Below are 19,635 nucleotides of genomic sequence, written 5' to 3' on the forward strand. Positions count from 1 at the left end.
ATTGTACTTCGCTCCAGCTTCTACGAATAAAGCACTGCCCGGAGGCAGTGCTTTTGGTCATTTTTTAGTAGTAATAGCGCGGGGGCTGCTGCAGCTCCGCCCGCTTCTGCAAGTAACGGAAAAATGCCGTTGCCGCTGCCGCCCGCGTGACTTCTTCGTCCGGACTAAAGCTGCCGTCCGTCAGCGACATGATGTTCAAGCCGACGACGATGGCGACTTGACCGATATGCTTCAGCTTGGCTGCATCCGCGATATTGGCGTTAAATACCGCCTCGTATTCGGCCAAGTTTTTGTAGCCGAGCGCGCGAACGATCAGCTGCGCCATTTCTTCCCGCGTCATGATCGCGTTCGGGTTGAACTCGGCTCCCGGGTCGAGGAGTCCGCGGTCTACGGCATTCTCGACGTACGCGAAGTAGGTCGAGCCGTTCTTCACATCGGCGAAGGAGGCCGTCCGGTCGCTCGCGTAATAAATGCCGTAATTGCCGCCGTTCATGGCAATGACGAGCATTTTGATCATTTCCCCGCGGGTCATCGCCTGCTGCGGGTTCACTTTGCCGTCTTTGACGTCGAGCGCTTGATAATCGAGCATCAATTGAAGCTCTCGCTGCGCCCAGTGGCCCTCGATATCCGTAGCGACCGCTTTCTCCAGCGTAATCGGCTCGCCCGTCGTAGCGCTGCGCCATTGGCCGGTTTGCGCATCCAGGAAGAACGGCTCCCTTGTATACTTCGGCACCAGGCCGTACACCAGCTTTGCTTCCGGCGCTATGTCCGTACCCGAGCCTGGCTGCGTACCCGGCGAAATCTCGCCGGAGGCTACCATCAGCTTGTATTTATCCGCCAGGCCGCTCGACAGATAAGGAGTAATCCCTTGATCAAGCACGTACGACAGTTCGATATCGTATTGCGAGAACAGCAGCTCCTTTGCCTTATCGAGGGCGATCACATCCGGCTTGTGCTGCGGATAAGGCCATTCGCTGAACGAGAAATAGTAGTTGACGATATCGCCCGTTTCCCGGTCGATGCTGATGTTCACACCCTCTCCGCCGGCAGCGACGCCGTCAATGACGCGGTTAAAGCGCACGTCCCAAGTACGCATGTTCTTCAGCCGTTCTTCGGGAATTTGCTTCAAGACGCCCGCATCCAGCACGAGCTGATGGGTATAAGCAGGCAGCTGCTGCTTCACCAGCTCCACCGCTTTGGACGAAGCGTCCTCCGCCGATACTTTCGGTTCGATCGGTTTGGACGACTCCATGTACAGGTTCCGGTTAAAGTTCCTGATTTCGCCGGTATGGCTGTTCACGCTCGCCCAGACCATATTCTCGCCCTTGCCCAGCGTATCTTTGTCCGGGGCCAGGTTCCAGCGCAAGTTCCAATTGGCTTCGGTTTTGCCCGTTTCCGGGTTCGTATACTCATTATAAGAAGCATCCTCCAGCTTCGTATCCTGCGGCAGCTTGAAGACGCTCAAGACTTTCCCTGCCGCTTCTTCCTTGGACAAATTGAGGCTTGCAGACGGCGCATCCCCAAGCGGCTGGTCCGTCAACGGTTTCCGTTCTCCAGAGGAGATCAGCGGCAAATCGCTGGGGATCCACGGTTCGCCCTTCGCCGCAGCCAAGAAAAACGTACTCATCCCATACGAGATCAGCGGCTTCTTCTCACCGCGGGATTCGTACGGCACTTGATACGAGAGGCTCACATCCGCTTTGTCGCGGAACGCTTGAGCCGCCTTCTCCAAGCCAATCGGCGTTACGCCCTGCTCGAACTTCACGGCATCGGTCCACGAATAGCTGTAACCGGTTACCTGGCCTTCTCCGTTCACGGACACTTGAATGCCATCCTGCGGAAAAGGTACGTCCCCGACGAGACGATCGAAGCGGATATTGTACTGATAATCGCCGTTCAACGGCGGGCGGAACGATTGTTCTTGGCGGTCGTTGTAACGAAGCTCCTTCCGGTCTGCCGGGTTCAGCTTATCGATCCATTGGGACGCGATTTCCTTCGCAACTTGGAAGTTCACTTTCGGCGGGTAACTCGGTTTGTAATTCGGATCGTTGTTATAGAAAGAGTACCCTGTCAGTTTGCCGGTTAACCCGTTGATCGTGATGTTGATGCTGCCGTAATCGTGATCTTTCGATCTCTTGGCGTAGTACAGATTCCAAGTCGGAACCGGTTTCTGCCGGAACACCGCGTAAGCATTCAGGTTAACCGATTGCAGCGCATACCCTTCGGGAAGGTCGATGTACGATTTGGCCAATTCGATGGCCCGTTCTTTCGTAATGTTCACGTTGCTTGGCAGCGTCTCTTCCTTGCCTTTCGCCGGTGCGCCGACGCTGCTTGACGGAGATGCCGCTTCGTCCGCCCAGGCAAGCGGAGCATAGGTAAGAAGGAGTGCGGAGGCGACGGCGATCGAGCTGGCTTTTTTGATCAGTTTCAAGCGAATCTTCCTCTCCTTATGAAGGCTTATCAATCCACTTTATTGACGCCCTCACCATGGAAAAAGTTGCCGAAGCGACGCGCCGATGCATAAAAAAATACGTTCAGCGGGCGCAGGGCTCACGCTTGCTTGAAATTTCCCGGGCTAATCGCTATAACTGTATATAGACCCTACCGGGCCTTGAAGGAGATTAGACCATGACGCGAAAGTTGTTGACCGGCCTTCTGGTCGCTGTAATACTGATCAGCCTGCTTGAGCTGTGGGGAACGAATCCGAAGCAGACGTACCGCGATCAAGTCGCCGTACTGATGTACCACCACGTACACGACACGGACCAAAGCTCAAGCACCGTCAGCAGCGCTCTGTTTCGCGACCAGCTGTCGTATTTAAAAAAACAAGGCTACACCTTCATCTCGCTCTCCGAATTCATCCGATTTTACGAAGGGGCCCCCGTGCCCGAGAAGGCGGTGCTCGTTACGTTCGACGACGGGTACAGAAGCTTCTATGACTATGCGTTTCCGATTCTAAAAGAACTCGATATCCCCGCGGTTAATTTTATCGTCACGCAGGATTTGGCTGCTCCCGACGCCCCCTCGATTCCGGCGCTGAGCCGGGAAAATATCCGCGAGCTGCTCGGCTACCGGGCCGGGATGTTCGACGTACAGTGTCACTCTAACGCGCTGCATTATAAAGCAGGACGTGAAGGAGCGTTGACCGGCCGGCTCGAAACAGGCGGCGGTCCGGAGAACGAAGCGCAGTATATCGAGAGGGTAAGCCAGGACAGCCAGGCATGCGCGCAGCGGCTGCAAGAGCTGTACGGCAGCCCGGACGCAGCCAAGGCGTATGCCTATCCGTTCGGCATTTTCTCGGATACGGCCAAGTCGCTTATACGGGACGCCGGATTCCGGTACGCGTTCACGATCGTCAGCGAGATGGCGACGCGCAGCTCCAATCCCATGGAAATCCCGCGCATCAATGCGGGCAACCCGAGCATCAAGCCGGAGCATCTGGATAAGCAAATTCAATTGCGGGTCGAACGCGTCCATAAACCGGCAGGGGCTCGATCCGTCCCTGTACAATAGCGGAACTAACGTTCGCTATTCCCACGGAATGAGCCGTACTTAACAAAAATAGCGGAACGGTGATACCTTATTGTTCCAAAAGTCAGGGCTCAAGGCCCGTTTTGGCGCGAATAAGATACCTCTGTTCCGCTATTTCGATTTGGCTGCCTGATTCCAGCCAAATGCAGATACCGGCGTTCCGCCAATTCCGGCGAAAGCCAGCGATGCGAGCTGCATGCACCGGGTTTCGCAGCGGCGGCATGCGCCGCACTGCTGCGCCCGGCTAGACGTCACCGTACCCGGCGCGCTCAACCGCGCAGCGCGAACGCCTCCGCGAGCAGCTCGTAGGAGCGCAGCCGGGCTTGCGGATCGGCCGTGACGGTGACGACGATGAGCTCGTTCACCCCGTACTCCTCGCTGAACGCAAGCATACGCGCTTTCGCCTGCTTGGGATCGCCGACGATCATCCGGTTTCGGTTCACTTGGATGCGCAGCCGGTCCCACTCCGTGTACGGGTAGGCGACGGCCTCCTCGTAGGTCGGGAACGGCCGCTGAAATTGGCCCTGCTCGCGCAGCAGGATCGACAGATCGAGCGGCACGGCGATCCGCTCCGCTTCCTCTTCGGTATCGGCGCAGATGACCATCACGCATACATTCGCGCGGGGAGCGCGGCCGAGCGGCCCCGGCCGATAATCGGCGAAATAACGCCGCATCGCCTCATGGCCGCCGTCGCCGTTAATGAAATGGGCGAACGAGAACGCCGCCCCAAGCTCGGCCGCGCGTTCCGCGCTGAAGCCGCTCGAGCCGAGCAGCCAAATGTCGGGCGCCGTCTCCACCAGCGGAGCCGCGCGCACGCCCTCGAACCGGTGGCCGGGCTCCAGCCGGTCGCTTAAAAATCCGGCCAAGTCGCGCAGCGTCTCGCCGAACAGCTCATCCCGCTCCTTCGGCCGCCCATAGCGCAGCGCCTGCGAAGCGATCGGCATCCCGCCGGGGGCCCGGCCGATGCCGAGATCGACGCGGCCGGGATACAGCGCTTCAAGGACGCGGAAATTTTCCGCGACCTTGAACGGGCTGTAGTGCGGCAGCAGCACGCCGGCCGAGCCGATGCGGATGCGCGACGTGTGCGCGCCGAGCGCCGCGAGCAGCACCTCCGGCGATGAGCCGGCCAGTCGCGACGTGTCGTGATGCTCCGACACCCAGAAGCGCGAGTAGCCCCAGCGCTCAGTCTGTTTCGCCAATTCGACGGTATGCCGAATCGCGTCGCCCGCCTGATAGCCGGGGAACACCGGCGATTGATCCAATATGCCCAGCTTCAACATCGCAGCCGTCTCCTCTCGCAGCGCCAACCTTTAGCGGTTGTCGACTTTTTCCGGATACAAGTCGTGGTTCAGCAGCCGATGCTCGGCCATCTGCTCGTATTTGGTGCCGGGGCGGCCATAATTGCAGTACGGATCGATTGAAATGCCCCCGCGCGGCGTAAATTTGCCCCATACTTCGATGTATTTCGGGTCCATCAGCTTGATCAGATCGTTCATGATAATGTTCATGCAGTCTTCGTGGAAATCGCCATGGTTGCGGAAGCTGAACAAGTACAGCTTCAGCGACTTGCTCTCAACCATCCGAATATCGGGGATATAGCTAATATAGATCGTCGCGAAATCCGGCTGGCCCGTAATCGGGCACAGACTGGTGAACTCCGGACAGTTAAACTTCACAAAATAGTCCCGGTAAGGATGTTTATTATCGAAGGACTCGAGCATTTGCGGCGCATACTCCATCGGGTATTTCGTTTTCTCGTTGCCGAGCAGCGTCAAGTCCAGTTCGTCTTCTTTCCTGCCTGCCATAAGTAAGTTCTCCTTTCGCAATCGCACGCTGGGTACGAGTCCCATTATATCGCATTGTCTATGAAAAAACACGCCGGAGCGCCGCCTCCCCCGCCTTCTCCTGCGGGAAAAACGGCACCCTGCCGCGTCTGTGCCCGGGCTCGCGAGCTGCCGGTTTGACGGCGGAATAACGATTTCGATAATATGGAAGCATATGACAAAATAAACCTGGAGGTACACGTTCCATGAATGCCGTCATTCAGCTGCTGCAAAGCCACCGTTCCATCCGCAAATTCAAAGACATTCCACTGCGAAAGGAACAGCTCGAGGCGATCGTGACCTCGGCCCAGATGGCGTCGTCATCCAGCAACGTGCAAGCATACAGCATCGTCGCGGTGTCCGATCCGGATAAAAAACAAACGCTCGCCCGCCTCGCCGGCAATCAAACGTACGTGGCGCATAACGGCATGTTCCTGGTCTTCTGCGCCGACCTGAACCGGCTGCAGATCGCCACAGCGCAGCACGGCGAGCCGTTCCATCAGAACGCCGAAAGCTTCATCGTCGCCACCGTCGACGCCGCGCTCGCCGCGCAAAATGCCGCCGTAGCCGCCGAATCGCTCGGCCTCGGCGTCTGTTACATCGGCGGCATCCGCAACGCGCCCGATGAAGTCAGCCGGCTGCTCGAGCTGCCGCAGCTGGTCTATCCGATCTTCGGGCTGTGCATCGGCGTCCCCGATCAGGAGCCGACGATTCGCCCCCGGCTGCCGCTTGCAGGCCTGCTGCACGAGAACGCCTATAGCGACGAAGCCGTCCGCAGCGGCATAGAGGCTTACGACCGCACGATGCACGAATATTACAAAGTACGTACGCAAGGCCGGTCGTTAACGAACTGGTCGCGCGGCATTGCGGACAAGTACCGGAAGCCGGTGCGGGCACACATTCGGCCGTTTTTGGAGGGACAAGGGTTTCGGCTCGATTAACGGTTCCGTACGATTCAGCGTTTGCGGTCCATGTACTTCAGCGCCTCCCGGGCGCTGAGCGGAGAGAGCGCCGTCACGGCCACGAAGCGGCGCACCGCAGTCTCGTCTGTTTTGGAATACTCGCGCAGCGCCCAGCCGATCGCCTTGCGGATGAAAAACTCCTTCGAATCGGCGCACTGCCGGATTAACCGGAATAACAACTCCGCGTCCGTACCGGACTTGTACCGGAGCTGAAACAGAAGCGCCGTGCGCTGCAGCCACATCGAATCGGAGTTTATCCACCTGTCCGCATAGGTCTCGATCAGATCGGGACGTCTGCTCGGGATGGCGCCTACCGCATGGCCGGCCAACAGATCGACCGTATCCCACCACGGCTTCGTTACAATCAGCTCTTCAAGCAGCGCGAGGTGCTCCGCGGACAAGGTCCGCTCCCGCTTGTCCAGCAGCACCAGGGCCGCGTACTGGAACTCCCGCTCCGGCAGACGCCACAGCATGCGCAATGTTTCCTGCAGCCGGTCCCCGACGGGAATTCCATGCTCCTTGATAAATTCGCGCATCAGCTGCTTTAGCTCCGGCGACCGAATGCCCAGAAAAGCGAACTGATCCCGCATATAGGCCCGCATCGGTCCCGCCTTTTCCTCATCGGCATACGGCCTTAACCAAGCCTCCAGCTTATCCGTATAAATCCGGGGCTCCAGCTCCGCCGACTTCTCTTTCGTCGTCATGTTCTTCAACCCTTTTTAGTCTAAATGTACGCCACCTCGGCGACTTCGGCAAGAGACGCGGATCGATCCGTTGAATCGCCGGACGCTGAGCGGTACAATAGAAGGATTCGGGCACAAGGACCGGAACCTTTGGAGAACCGGTTCCGTCTAACAGATATCATCACTTGCGAAAGAAGGAATTATCATCATGCGAAATGCTCGACCCACCTGGTATACGGTGGGCGCACTCGCCTGCCTGCTGGTTATCGCTTCCGGCTGCGGCGATGCGTCTTCCCGGAACGCGGCGGGACAAACCGCCGTTCCGACAACGCCCCCTGCTTCGGAAGCGCCGAATTCCGGCGCGAACGGCACGAATCCGCAAGCATCGGGCGGCGACGCCGGGACGAAGCCCGCTCAGCCGGCAGCACCGGCGCCAGGGACAGACAGTACGAACACAAAGCCGGACCCCAAAGGGGCAAGCGGCAGCTCGACTGCACCCGGCGCTTCCAAGGGCGAGGCCGTTCAAGTGGTCGCTAAGCCTGCGGAGATCGCTGTGCTCGTCAACAAAACCTCCAAGCTGCCGGAAGACTACAAGCCGCAGGATCTGGTCGATCCGAACGTGCCTTTTACGTTCAAGGAAAAGCTGGAGAAACGCAAAATGCGCAAGGAAGCGGCCGCTGCCCTGGAGAAACTGTTCCAGGCCGCTAAGGATGCCGGACTACCGCTGGCCGGTGTATCCGCCTACCGTTCGCACGAAACGCAAACGGCCCTCTACAACAACTACGTGAAGCAGGAAGGGGAAGAAAAGGCGAACAAGTACAGCGCCAAGCCCGGCCACAGCGAGCACGAAACGGGGCTGGCCATCGACGTTGCCGGCAGCAACGGCAAATGTCCGGCCCAAGACTGCTTCGGCGCGACCCAAGAAGCCAAATGGCTGGCGGAGCATGCCCACGAATACGGCTTCATCATCCGCTACCCGAAAGGCAAGGAAGCCATTACCGGCTACCAGTACGAGCCGTGGCATTTGCGTTATGTCGGCGTGGATCTCGCCAAGGATATCGTGAAGCAAGGGCTGACGCTGGAGGAGTACACAGCCAAGGGCGTCCCGGTGAACAAGGCAAAGTAACGCTTGCTGCGAGGCCCGGTGCTGTATAGCCCGTGCTTGCAAGCGCGGGCTCGGGGCGCTGAACAGGACGCTTGCTTGGAGACATCCGATTGCGCCTGCAGCCTGACTCTCGAGATTACACCCGGAATTGGCCGATCAGGGCGGACAACCGGCCGGACATCGTATGCAGCACCTCGGCCGATGAAACCACCTCCTCCATCGAGGCGTACTGCTCCTCTACGCTCGCTGAGACATCCTGCGTATGGGCTACGGCCCTTTCGGCAATCGTCTGTACCTGCCGCACCTTGTCTACGACGCTGTGCGATTGCCGCACGACGTGCCCGGACTGATCGCCCGCTTCGCCGATGCAGAGCGCCGCTTCTTCGACGGACTGCTGGATGCGGTGAAACGCGTCGCCTGCGTGCCGCACGACGTCCATACCGGTTTCCACCTCGCGCAACCCCGTTTGCGTCGAGGCGATAACCCGGTCCTTCTCTTGCGAAATGCCTGCTATCATCTCCACAACCTTGCCGGCTGCGGCGGACGTCTGAACGGCCAGCTTACGCACTTCTTCCGCGACGACCGCGAAGCCTTTGCCCGCTTCGCCGGCTCGCGCCGATTCGATCGATGCGTTCAGCGCCAGCATGTTCGTTTGCTTCGCGATGGCGGCGATCGCTTCGTTCACCTTCATGATCTCCATCGTCCGGCTGCCTAACTGCGAGACGCCTTCGGCCATGACGGTCATCGTGCTGCGGATCGAGTCCATTTGCCCGCTTACGGTGGCGATGGCTTGTCTGCCCCCGGCCGCGGTTGTAAGGGCGGCCGACGATTTAGCATCCGCCGTTGTTGTCGCACCGGCGATGTGATCGACGGAACGCGACATCGTTTCCATCAAAGAGACACTTTCGTTGACGGATTGCATCTGCTCCGACGTGCCGGTTGCGATATCCCCGACGATCTCCGTGATCCGCTCAAGCGAATGGCTGACCTGCTCCGAGCTGCCGCTCAGCCGCTCAGCAGCACCCGCCACCTCTTCCGCATGCTCGGTCAGCTCCATGACCATGGTCCGCAGCTCCGCTTTCATTCTATTAAAGGCCGACGCCAGCTTGCCTATCTCGTCGCGGCTTGTCACTTGGATATCGGAAACCGTCAAATCGCGGGACGCGATAGCTGCGGCCGCCTGCGCCATAGCGCGAAGCGGCTTGACGATAAAGCGCGAGAGCAGAAATCCGGCCGCTATAGCGAACGCCAACGCAGCGGCGCTTACCCCCATCAGCGAGCGGATCGTCTTCGCAACCAACTGCTCGTTCGCCGCTTGCTTCCCCGTCATCAGCTGCTGCTCGATCTGTTGAATGCGTGTCGAGGATTGGGTCAACGTTTCCGACAACGGGATCGACCACATTAACGCTTCCGTCCTCGCAAGCCCCGGCTCACCCCGGTTGAGGTAATCCGTAATTTTCTGCGTCAAACGGGCGAACGTGGCGTTCGCTTCGGCCAGCTTCCGCACCTCGCTCCGCTCTTCATCGGTTTCCGACAGCTGCTCGAGCTGCGCGATCGATTCCGACAACTTCGCATTCACGGTTGCAAGAACCTGTTCTTTCTCCTTCGACGGATCGACCAACAGGCCGAACAGCAGCGAGTTTTGCCGTTCCGTCTGTTCGCGGATGCCCCCGACCTGCTCAAGAACGGCTAGTCCCCTGTCGATCAAGGACTTGTAGGAGCCTTGCATCTGCTTTAAGAATAAGAATGAAAACAAGCTGTTCAAAGTAACGAGCAACGAAATGACGATAAAAACACCAACCACTTTTTGTCTCAATGTCATGCTGACAGCGCCCCCTTTACGGTCATGTCGGATATGCCGGCACACCCTCACCGCCAACCGCTATTGTTAAAAAAGCTGCCAGTTTCTCGCTGGCAGCCTCTGTCCATCATTATTTCTTAGCCAAGTATTTGCGGATGTCGAAAGCGACCGCCGCGACGATGATTAAGCCTTTAATAATCAATTGCCAGTAAGGACTCACTCCGACGAAGGTCAAGCCGTAGTTGATGACCCCGAAGATCAGCACGCCGGCCAGCACGCCCGGCACCGTACCGATCCCGCCAGCCGTCGATACGCCTCCGACAACGCATGCCGCAATGGCGTCAAGCTCATACATGTTCCCGTAGTTGTTCGTCGCGCCGCCGGTTCGCGCCGCTTCGAGAACCCCGCCGAGGCCGTACAGCGCACCTGCGATCGCGTAGATGTAGATCAGGTTGCGTGCAACGTTAATCCCGGATACGGTCGCCGCCTGCACGTTGCCGCCGATGGCGTACATGTTTTTGCCCAGCCGTGTTTTATTGAAAATAACCCACACGATAAGCGACACGATGACCGCGATAATGACAATGTAAGGAATGGAGTACGGCCCGTTAGGCCCGACAAACCCGGATCCGATGTCCGTAAAATCTTTGCGCAACCCTGCAATCGGCTGCGATTCGTTCGGTTTCATATCGAAGTAAATCGAGTTGACGCCGTATACGATGACCATCGTGCCTAAGGTGGCAATGAACGGCGGCACATTGAGCTTCGCCACCACCCAGCCGTTGATAAGCCCGACGATCAAGCCTGCGAGAATGCCGAACACAATCGGAAGCCCTACCCACAGCTCAGGCAGGTCGGGGAAGAAGCGTCTCGGGTAATCGCTGATCTGCAGCATCGAGGCCGACAACACCGCCGATAAACCGACGACGCGTCCGGAGGACAAGTCGGTGCCGCCCGTAATCAGGATGAAGGCGGCCCCTAGAGCGATAATGGCCCGCGTCGAGTTTTGCAGCAAAATATCCCGGAGAATATCGACGGACAAAAAGCGCGGATCTTTAAAGGCAATCCCGACCACCAACAGGATCAACACGATGTAAATGGCGTTTTGGGTGACGAACCCGGTTAGTTTTTTTGTATCCATGTTCCTATTCCCTCCGTTAACCCAGGTGCTTGGCAGCCAGGCGCATAATTTCTTCTTCGGTCGCTTTAGCACCGTCTATAATGCCGGACAGACGTCCGTCAGACATGACCATGATCCGGTCCGACATCCCGAGCAGTTCGGGCATCTCCGAAGAAATCATGATGATACTTTTGCCCTGCTTGGCCAGATCGGCAATGATCGAGTAAATTTCGAACTTCGCACCGACGTCGATGCCGCGAGTCGGTTCGTCCAGCATCAAAATTTCAGGTTCGGTAAGCAGCCAACGTGCAAGCAGCACCTTTTGCTGATTGCCGCCCGATAAATTTTTGATCAGCGTCTTGTAATTCGGGGTTTTGACCCGCAGCTTCCCGATATTTTGATCCGTATCGATCCGGGCCTTATGATCATTGACCAGCTTCAACGGATTCAAATAGCGGTCCAGGTTGGCGATGATCGTGTTCTCTTTAATGTTCAGCACCGGAAAAATCCCGGTCACCCGGCGTTCTTCCGTGAGCAGCGCGATCTTGTGCTTCTTCGCGTCGATCGGCGTCTTGATCTTCACTTTCTTCCCGTGGATGTGGATCTCGCCCGAAGCGACCGTGCGCAGACCGAACAACGCTTCGATCAGCTCCGTCCGCTGGGCGCCCACCAATCCGCCGACACCGAGCACCTCGCCTTTGCGCAGCTCGAACGATACGTCGCGGAACGATTTGGGGTGCGGGCTCGTCAGCCCGTCTACCTTCATCAGCACGTCGCCCGGCGTATTATGCCGTTCCGGGAAGCGTTGACTGAGATCGCGTCCGACCATTCGCTGAATGATCAGGTCGGTCGTCAGCTCTTTGGCCTCCCAAGTGCCGATCAGCCTGCCGTCGCGCATGATCGTGACATCGTCGGAAATCCGCAAAATCTCCTCCATTTTGTGAGAGATATAAATAATGGAGACGCCGCGACTGCGCAATTGATGAATGATCTTAAATAATTGCTCGACCTCGTTGCCGGTCAGGGAAGATGTCGGCTCATCCATGACAATGACTTTGGATCGGAAGGAAACGGCCTTGGCGATTTCGAGCGATTGGATTTTCGACACGGACAGCTCGCGAACGATCGTGTACGGATCGATATCCATGTCCAGGTCTTGAAAAAGCTTGACGGTATCTTCATACATTTTCTTATGATCGACTATTTTGAACGGCCCGAAGCCTTTCACCGGAAACCGGCCGAGCCAGATGTTTTCCATCACATTGCGGAACGGAACGGGATGCAGCTCTTGATGAATCATGGAGACTCCCATACTCAGCGCATCCTTCGAATGGTTAATGCTCACTTGACGGCCTTCCAGGATGATGTCGCCGCCGTCCGGCTTATAGATGCCGAATAAACATTTCATCAGCGTCGATTTACCCGCGCCGTTCTCCCCCATCAGCGCGTGAACCGTACCCGGGCGCACCTTGAGGGTGACCCCGTCCAGCGCCTTCACGCCGGGAAATTCTTTCGTAATTTGATTCATCTCAAGCAAATAACGGGTTTCCGTCATTGATTAACGCCTCCTTGCGCCTGAAACGCCTCGCCCTCTGACATTCAGAGGCTTATGAGGGAAATAACATGGAAAAGGGCAAGGGCTTAAGCATGCATTCTCCCTTGCCCCTGCCCCGATTTCTACGCTGTCTTATTTCGCGTCGTTCATGTTTTCTTTTGTAATTTTTTTATAAGGAACCCATACGTATTTGCCGTCTGTGAGCTCATAACCGATGTTGTCTTTGGATGGCGTTTGGCCGGAAGCTAACACTTGCGCCAGATTGAGCGTCGCTTTACCCTGGTTTTTCGCGTCGTTCAATACGGTTCCGAGCATCGTGCCGTCTTCAAGCGCTTTCAGCGCAGGAGCCGTCGCGTCTACGCCGACAACCGGAATGTATTTGTTGTCTTTGAAGTACCCTTTCGCCTTCAATGCTTCGATCGCGCCGAGCGCCATGTCGTCGTTGTTCGCGAAGACCGCTTCAATTTTATCGCCATGGGACGCGAGGAACGCGGCCATTTTCTCCTGACCTTTTACACGATCCCACATCGCCGTGTCTTCCGCGAGCTTCTCGACCTTGATGCCGGCGTCTTCGACCGCTTTCACGGAGAACTTCGTGCGCAGCTCGGCGTCCTGGTGACCCGGCTCGCCTTTCAGCATGACGTATTGAAGCGCGCCGTCTTTGTTTTTATCCGCTTCCGGATGGGATTTGAAGTAGTCTACGACCAATTGGCCGGACATCGTACCGGACTGCTCCGCTTTCGCGCCGACATAATAGACTTTATCCCATTTCTTCATATCGTCGGCCAGCGGCTCGCGGTTGAAGAAGACGACCGGAATGTTCGCGCCTTTCGCTTTGTCGATAATGACGCCCGCTGCCGTACGGTCAACGGCGTTGATCGCCAGACCGTTTACTTTTTTCGTGATGAACAGGTCGACTTTATCGTTTTGCGTCGGCTGCGAGTTTTGGCTGTCTACGATGTCGACCTTCGCTTTGCCTTCGGCTGCTGCGGAAATGGCGTTCCGAACGCCGGTCATGAACGTATCGTCAAATTTGTAGATCGCGACGCCGATCGTCGGCTGAGCTGCCGCCGCTCCGCCGGAGCTAGAGCTAGCCGCCGGCGCAGCGCCTGTGTTCGTCCCGGTTTTGCCCGAAGAGCCGCAGCCTGCAACCGTTGCCGCCAGAGCAGCTGCGACTACCATGGATACCACTTTTTTGTTCATCGCTTAAAGACCTCCGTTTTGTTTTATGTTTGGAATGGAAATGTAACGCTTGCATGATTATTATCTGCGATTTTCTTCGTTATTCCCATGCAATATTCTCATGTGTTCTATCGAAATTCTCATATGTTGGTCTCGGGGGATGACACGTGCACGGGCCATAGGGAGATAAAAAAGACAACGTCACAGACCAGTCTCCCCAGTCCGTAACGCTGTCGTTTCACTTTCAAGCTTTCAATTCAAACGGTCGTTACAACCAAGTTACTTCACAAACGGGAACAGCAGCTTCTGATTATCCGACCAGAACATGTTGTTCTGGTCAATGACCGTCGTGCCTGTGTCGTAACGGGCAGGCACCTTCTTGCTCCCGCCGAGCAAGTCGACCGCATACTTGACGCCCAGATAGCCCATGCTGAACGGGTTCTGGATGATCGTCGCCTGAATGACGCCCTCCTGGAGGTATTCGATATCCTCCAGGGTGCTGTCGAACGTGACGACCTTGACCTTACCCTGCAGCCCGAGCCGCTCGATCTCCTCGGCGACGCCGATCGAGGACACGGCGTGCAGCGCCACGATCCCGTCGACCGGCTCGGCGGATTGCACGAGCTGCCGGGCATGCTCGCCGCACAACCGCTGATCGGAGTAGCAATACGTCTTATCGGCGATCCGGATATCCGGATGCTGCGCCAGCGACTCCAGCACGCCGCGTTCGCGCTCGGCCGCATTCCTTGCGTCCGGCTTGTAGCTGACGAGCGCCACGCGGCCCTTCCCGCCGAGCAGCTCGGCCAGCTTTTTCCCCGCTTTGCGGCCTGCTTCGTAGTGGTTGATGCCGATGAACGCCTCCGTCTTACCGGTCTCAACCTCCGTGTCGATCGCGATGACCGGCATCCGCTGCGCAGCGGCGCGTTTCACGGGCTCGGCCAAGGCGGCGCCGTCGTTAGCCGCAAGCACGAGCGCGTCGCGTTTGAAGTTAATCGCTTCTTCCACGTACTTCACCTGCCCCGCCACGTCTTCCTCTTGCACCGGGGCCTCGACAATCAGCTCGACGTTGAACTCTTTGGCGGCCGCTTCCGCCCCCGTGCGCACCGTTCGCCAGAAGTCGCTGTGCTGCGTCTTGAGCACCAGCGCCACTTGCTTCTTCGCCTCCGCGATATGCGGCTGCGTCGTCTCTTTGCTGCAGGAAGCGAGCAGCAGCGTCATGACGGCCAGCGTCAGCGCCGCCGTCCACCAGCGCCAACGCAGCTTCTTGCTCCGGTTCATACGCCCGCCCCCTCTCGCCCCGAGTCGAACGGGATCCACAGTGTGACCGTCGTTCCGACCTCCAGCTTGCTCTCGATCTCCAGACCGTAGCTTTCGCCAAAATGCAGCCGGATCCGCTCATGCACGTTCTTTACCCCGACGCCCGAGCCCTCATCGCTCCTGGCATCGCCGGAGAGCAGCCGCTCCAGCTTGTCCGGCGGAATGCCCGGCCCGTTATCGCGGACCTGAAGCCGTACCCGGCTGCCAAGCCGTTCCGCGGCGATCTCGATCAGCCCGTCGTCGACCATAATCTCCATGGCATGGTAGATGGCGTTCTCGACAATCGGCTGCAGGATAAGCTTCAGCGTCGGGACGGCCAACACCTCGTCGTCCGCCTCGATCACGAAGTCGAACTTGCGCTTGTAGCGCATTTTCTGAATGATAAGGTAATGGCGCACATGCTCCAGCTCATCCTGCACGGGAATAATATGCTTGCCCTTGCTGAGACTGATTCGGAAAAACTTGGACAAAGACGTAATCATCGTGATCACTTCTTCGCTCTTGCCGCTGCCTGCCATGCGCACAACCGAATTCAATGTATTATAGAGGAAATGCGGGTTAATCTGGGCTTGCAGCACCTCAAGCTCCCCCTTGCGCTTCGCTTCCTGCTCGTGGATGATTTGACCCATCAGCTCGCGAATGCGTACCACCATGAAATTAAAGCGGCGCGACAAGCGGCCGACCTCGTCCTCGCCCTGCACCTCCAGATGAATGTCGAAGTCCCCCTGCTCGACCTTGCGCATGGAACGCTCCAGCCGTTTGATCGGCATCGAGATGCGGGCTGACATGAACGCGGAGATGAACAGCACGAACACGATCACGAAAATCAGCAGCCACGAGATGAACTGGCCGATTTCCTTACGGGTCGTGACGATTTCATCCATGTAGGAGACGCCGATAATTTTCCACCCGATGTTGTTAACCGTCTTAATGGTAATCAAGCGCTTCTCGCCGCTGGAGGAATCGACATAGTTGCCGAATGTATACTTGAGCGCTTGTTCGACATTCTCATATTTCAATCCGGCGTAGATAAGCTGCTGCTGCGGGTGGTACACGATATTGCCCGCCGAATCATCGATGATGTACACGTAGCCTTTCTTCCCTAAGCTCACACGACGCAGCAGCTCGTCGATCGTCCGAAAGTTAACGTCCACGAGCAGGACGCCATTAGATATGTTTCCATCGTGGCTGATCGTAATCCCTTTGCTCATCGATACGACCCATTTGTACTCGCCTTTGTACAAATTTTGCACGTGCGGGAGCGAGAAGGTCAGATGGTTCGGATTCTCCAGCGCGGACCGAAACCAGCTTTGTTCGGTCAGCCGGGTGTTGCTGCGCATCGGAGCCGCGGGCAGGCCGGTGAGCAGCGTCCCGTCCTCCCGGAACAAGCCCATCGACACCACATCGTCGCGCGTTTCGAGAATCGTGCCGATTTGCTCAAGCAGCCGTTCGTTCGACATCCTGTTTCCAACCCGAACCTTGGCGTCGATCGTTTCGAACATCTGCGCCATATTTTGCAAGTAAATCTCAAGGTTGTACTTGACCTGCTCCACAATCTGCTCATTGCTGAGGAACGCGTTCTGTTCGGCCGTCCCGGAAAACTTGTTGTACAGAATGCCGCTGACGACGATCATCACGAGCAGCGTAATCAGCGTGAACGAAGCCGTGATGATGAACTGGATGCTCTTGCCCCTCCACGTATCGAGCAGCTTGCGCCGCCAGCGTCCGGCTTTCATGAAGCGCCCTCCGACGAGGCGCCGCGGTATTCCTTCGGCGAAACCCCGACGTGCTTGCGGAAGCTGAAGCTGAAATAGTTCGGCTCCGTATAGCCGACCTTCTCGGCGATTTCGAATGCCTTCAGATCGGTCGTGCGCAGCAGTTCCTTGGCCGCCTCCATGCGAATGTGCATCAGGTAGGCGCCGAACGTCATTTTCGCTTCTTTCTTGAAAATGCTGCTGAAGTAGCCTGCGCTAATATGCAGATGGCCGCACACCTTGTTAATGGAAATATCGCTTTCGTGAAAGTGGTTCAACGTATATTCCTTCGCCTGATCGACCAGCGACTTGTACGTGCACTGCCGGTCGGATGCTATGGCCTGCATGAGGCGCGTGCACAGCCCGACGACCCAGCTCTTCGCTTCCTGCAGCTCGGCGAACCGGTGCAGCTCCGCCAGCGGCATGAAGTCCGCTCCGAAGATCGCGTCGAGGTCCGCCCGCGCGTCTTTGGCCGCCTTCAGAATCGCCGTCAAGATTTCCATCAGGTAAATCTGGTAATCCTTCACCGACACCTGCAGATCGACGATGCCTTCGAACAGGCTGTCCACGGTTTCTTGCATTTCCTGCGTCGTCCCGACCTTCAGGCAGCGGATCAGCGCATGCTCCTTCAGCTCGTCAAAGCGAAGCTTTTCCACAAAACGGGTCTCAACGTCGTCAATGCTGATGAGCCGGTTGCCTCCGAGAATAAGCCGGTAGTCAAGCGCCAGCTCCGCATCCTGATGCGAGTAGGACAAATCGGTCACATCGCGGCAAACCGTACCGATGCCGATCGTCACGGTAAATTTTAAATATTTTTCGATGCTTTGACGTACTTCTTCCATGATCGTAAGCGTTTTCTTTATAGCCGGTTCGTTGGCCTCGTCCCGGTGAATTGTAATCGCCACCAGCTGTCCGTTGTGCAAAAAGACGAGTCCGAGGTTGTACTTGTCGGCAATTTCCTCCGTCACGTTCAGGGCAGCGAACGCTTTTAGCTCCATATCGTTGGAAAAACGCAGCGATTCGGCCGATTGTCCGGCCCCCGGCTCCTCTTCCCCCGGTTTATCGAGGCTGATGACCGAGACGACATACGCGTCGCCATCCAGCTCGATTTGATAGTTTCGGCACTTCTCCTCAATCTGGCGGCGCGGCAGCTTGCGCGTGACCAGCGATGACAGAAATACTTCGCGCAGTACCGGCAGGCTTTGACGGTAATGCTCCTGCAGCGTCAGCATGTTCTTCTTGCGCTCGGTCTCCTCATCGATCTGCTCCTTGATTTTGACCAGCACGTCGATCAGTTCCTGAGCAGAGAACGGCTTCAGCACATACTCGTCGATCTGCAGCTTAATCGCCTTCTGGGCATACTCGAACTCATCGAAGCCGGTGAGGATGATCACCTTCGTCGTCGGGTACCGCTCGCGAATCCATTCGGACAGCTGCAGGCCGTCCATGAACGGCATCTTGATATCCGTCACCACGACGTCCGGCACCCACCGTTCGATCAATTCCATCGCGTCCTTGCCGTTCTCCGCCGTGTCCGCCACCTCGAAGCCGTATCGCGCCCAGTCGATTTCCTGCACGATCCCTTCTCGGACGTCTTCTTCGTCTTCTGCCAAAATCAGCTTGTACATCGTCCGGTCCCCCATATCCTCACATTTGTGTAATCAATGTACCAGAAAAAAAAACCGTTTGGAAGTAGGAAACTGAAGGGGAAAGCCGCGGTTTGGACGTCTATGAAGAAGGCCGGCCGGCCCGGAACGCATAGCCGTTTCGCAAGAGGCATGCGGGACGGTTATCATGAGGTTTCGGACAAGGGCATAAATTGGATAAAAAGCATGATTTCATGTCGGGAGGAAACTACACTGTTGAACTTATGGGAAATTGTCGTTGCCATCGTGCTAGGCATTGTAGAAGGGTTGACCGAGTTCGCTCCGATTTCGTCGACCGGGCATATGATCATCGTGGACGACCTGCTGTTCCGCTCGAAGGAGCTGTTCTCGCCCCCGGTGGCCAACACCTTCAAGGTCGTCATTCAGCTAGGCTCGATTATGGCCGTCGTTGTCGTATTTAAAGACCGATTCCTGAACCTGCTCGGATTGAAAAAAAATATAACGGTCGACCAAAGACTCGGCGATAGACTGAAGCTGGGACAGATCATCGTCGGACTGCTGCCTTTCGGCGTGCTCGGCCTGATTTTCGAGGATGTGATCGATACGTATTTGTTTTCGGTGCAGACCGTCATGATCGGCCTGATGGGCGGAGCCGTTCTGATGATAGCGGCGGACGGGTTCCGTCCTAAACGCCCGACCACGGAGACGGTCGATCAGATGAGCTACAAGCAAGCGTTGTACATGGGGCTGTTTCAATGCTTCGCGCTGTGTCCCGGCTTCTCGCGGATGGGTTCGACGCTCTCGGGCGGCGTGCTGCTCGGCATGAGCCATCGGGCGGCTTCCGATTTCTCCTTCATGATGGCCGTGCCGGTTATGATGGGGGCCAGCGCCGTATCGCTGTTGAAAAACTGGGAGTACATGACGGCGGGTGCGCTGCCGTTTTTCATAGCCGGATTTATGAGCGCCTTTCTGTTCGCCCTCGTGTCGATCCGTTTCTTTCTGAGAATCATTCAGCGGGTCAAGCTTGTGCCGTTCGCCATCTACCGCATCCTACTGGCAGCGCTCATCTGGTTACTTTATTTCTAGGGTCATGACGGCCAACGAAGCGCAAAGCGGCCGATCACTCGACACGAATGTGCAGGTTTCATTCAACTTCATCATTTCTTCATCAAACCCTCATGAAGCGATCATGACT

At 57.0% G+C, this 19,635-nt stretch carries 15 protein-coding genes; 4 read left to right on the forward strand and 11 right to left on the reverse strand.

Annotation, left to right across the window (positions count from 1 at the left end; all coding sequences use genetic code 11):
• Positions 1 to 64: 64 nt before the first annotated feature.
• Positions 65 to 2,431 (reverse strand): S-layer homology domain-containing protein, encoded by a 2,367-nt coding sequence (locus ACZ439_RS08410; RefSeq protein ID WP_464620868.1) that lies wholly within the window; start codon positions 2,429 to 2,431, stop codon positions 65 to 67.
• 197 nt (positions 2,432 to 2,628) lie between these two features.
• Here ACZ439_RS08410 and ACZ439_RS08415 point away from each other — a divergent pair, with 197 nt between their 5' ends.
• Complete coding sequence (locus ACZ439_RS08415; RefSeq protein ID WP_127607918.1) at positions 2,629 to 3,513, forward strand: polysaccharide deacetylase family protein; 885 nt, start codon at positions 2,629 to 2,631, stop codon at positions 3,511 to 3,513.
• Positions 3,514 to 3,800: 287 nt separating this feature from the next.
• On the opposite strand, the gene ACZ439_RS08420 is transcribed toward ACZ439_RS08415, so the two are convergent.
• Together ACZ439_RS08420 and queF are read right to left on the reverse strand one after the other, a co-directional pair.
• Positions 3,801 to 4,811: an LLM class flavin-dependent oxidoreductase gene (locus ACZ439_RS08420; protein ID WP_155614472.1), complete on the reverse strand. Its 1,011-nt coding sequence runs from the start codon at positions 4,809 to 4,811 to the stop codon at positions 3,801 to 3,803.
• 30 nt (positions 4,812 to 4,841) lie between these two features.
• A complete protein-coding gene (gene queF / locus ACZ439_RS08425) occupies positions 4,842 to 5,336 on the reverse strand; it encodes a preQ(1) synthase (protein WP_054799830.1) in 495 nt (164 codons plus the stop codon).
• Positions 5,337 to 5,560: 224 nt separating this feature from the next.
• Here queF and nfsA point away from each other — a divergent pair, with 224 nt between their 5' ends.
• Positions 5,561 to 6,295 (forward strand): oxygen-insensitive NADPH nitroreductase, encoded by a 735-nt coding sequence (gene nfsA, locus ACZ439_RS08430; protein WP_464620869.1) that lies wholly within the window; start codon positions 5,561 to 5,563, stop codon positions 6,293 to 6,295.
• 14 nt (positions 6,296 to 6,309) lie between these two features.
• On the opposite strand, the gene ACZ439_RS08435 is transcribed toward nfsA, so the two are convergent.
• Entirely contained in the window at positions 6,310 to 7,020 is a 711-nt protein-coding gene (locus ACZ439_RS08435) for a DNA alkylation repair protein (protein WP_054797890.1), read from the reverse strand.
• Positions 7,021 to 7,207: 187 nt separating this feature from the next.
• On the opposite strand from ACZ439_RS08435, the gene ACZ439_RS08440 reads away from it, so the two are divergent.
• Positions 7,208 to 8,125 (forward strand): M15 family metallopeptidase, encoded by a 918-nt coding sequence (locus ACZ439_RS08440; RefSeq protein ID WP_054797889.1) that lies wholly within the window; start codon positions 7,208 to 7,210, stop codon positions 8,123 to 8,125.
• Positions 8,126 to 8,240: 115 nt separating this feature from the next.
• On the opposite strand, the gene ACZ439_RS08445 is transcribed toward ACZ439_RS08440, so the two are convergent.
• From ACZ439_RS08445 to ACZ439_RS08475, 7 genes are all read right to left on the reverse strand, one after another.
• Positions 8,241 to 9,926, reverse strand: coding sequence for a methyl-accepting chemotaxis protein (locus tag ACZ439_RS08445; RefSeq protein ID WP_464620870.1), 1,686 nt, complete (start codon positions 9,924 to 9,926; stop codon positions 8,241 to 8,243).
• A gap of 109 nt (positions 9,927 to 10,035) precedes the next feature.
• Complete coding sequence (mglC, locus tag ACZ439_RS08450; protein ID WP_127607912.1) at positions 10,036 to 11,046, reverse strand: galactose/methyl galactoside ABC transporter permease MglC; 1,011 nt, start codon at positions 11,044 to 11,046, stop codon at positions 10,036 to 10,038.
• 16 nt (positions 11,047 to 11,062) lie between these two features.
• Entirely contained in the window at positions 11,063 to 12,580 is a 1,518-nt protein-coding gene (locus tag ACZ439_RS08455) for a sugar ABC transporter ATP-binding protein (protein ID WP_054799828.1), read from the reverse strand.
• A gap of 132 nt (positions 12,581 to 12,712) precedes the next feature.
• Positions 12,713 to 13,783, reverse strand: coding sequence for a galactose ABC transporter substrate-binding protein (locus tag ACZ439_RS08460; protein ID WP_464620871.1), 1,071 nt, complete (start codon positions 13,781 to 13,783; stop codon positions 12,713 to 12,715).
• Between the two features lie 258 nt (positions 13,784 to 14,041).
• Positions 14,042 to 15,040, reverse strand: coding sequence for a substrate-binding domain-containing protein (locus ACZ439_RS08465; RefSeq protein WP_054797886.1), 999 nt, complete (start codon positions 15,038 to 15,040; stop codon positions 14,042 to 14,044).
• Positions 15,037 to 16,815, reverse strand: a complete 1,779-nt coding sequence (locus ACZ439_RS08470) for a cache domain-containing sensor histidine kinase (protein ID WP_054797885.1) — start codon at positions 16,813 to 16,815, stop codon at positions 15,037 to 15,039. Before ACZ439_RS08470 ends, ACZ439_RS08465 begins: the two co-directional genes overlap by 4 nt.
• Positions 16,812 to 18,461: a response regulator transcription factor gene (locus tag ACZ439_RS08475; protein WP_464620872.1), complete on the reverse strand. Its 1,650-nt coding sequence runs from the start codon at positions 18,459 to 18,461 to the stop codon at positions 16,812 to 16,814. Before ACZ439_RS08475 ends, ACZ439_RS08470 begins: the two co-directional genes overlap by 4 nt.
• A gap of 234 nt (positions 18,462 to 18,695) precedes the next feature.
• Here ACZ439_RS08475 and ACZ439_RS08480 point away from each other — a divergent pair, with 234 nt between their 5' ends.
• Positions 18,696 to 19,526: an undecaprenyl-diphosphate phosphatase gene (locus ACZ439_RS08480; RefSeq protein ID WP_464620873.1), complete on the forward strand. Its 831-nt coding sequence runs from the start codon at positions 18,696 to 18,698 to the stop codon at positions 19,524 to 19,526.
• Positions 19,527 to 19,635: the final 109 nt, after the last annotated feature.

Source organism: Paenibacillus sp. JCM 9796, assembly GCF_055379675.1.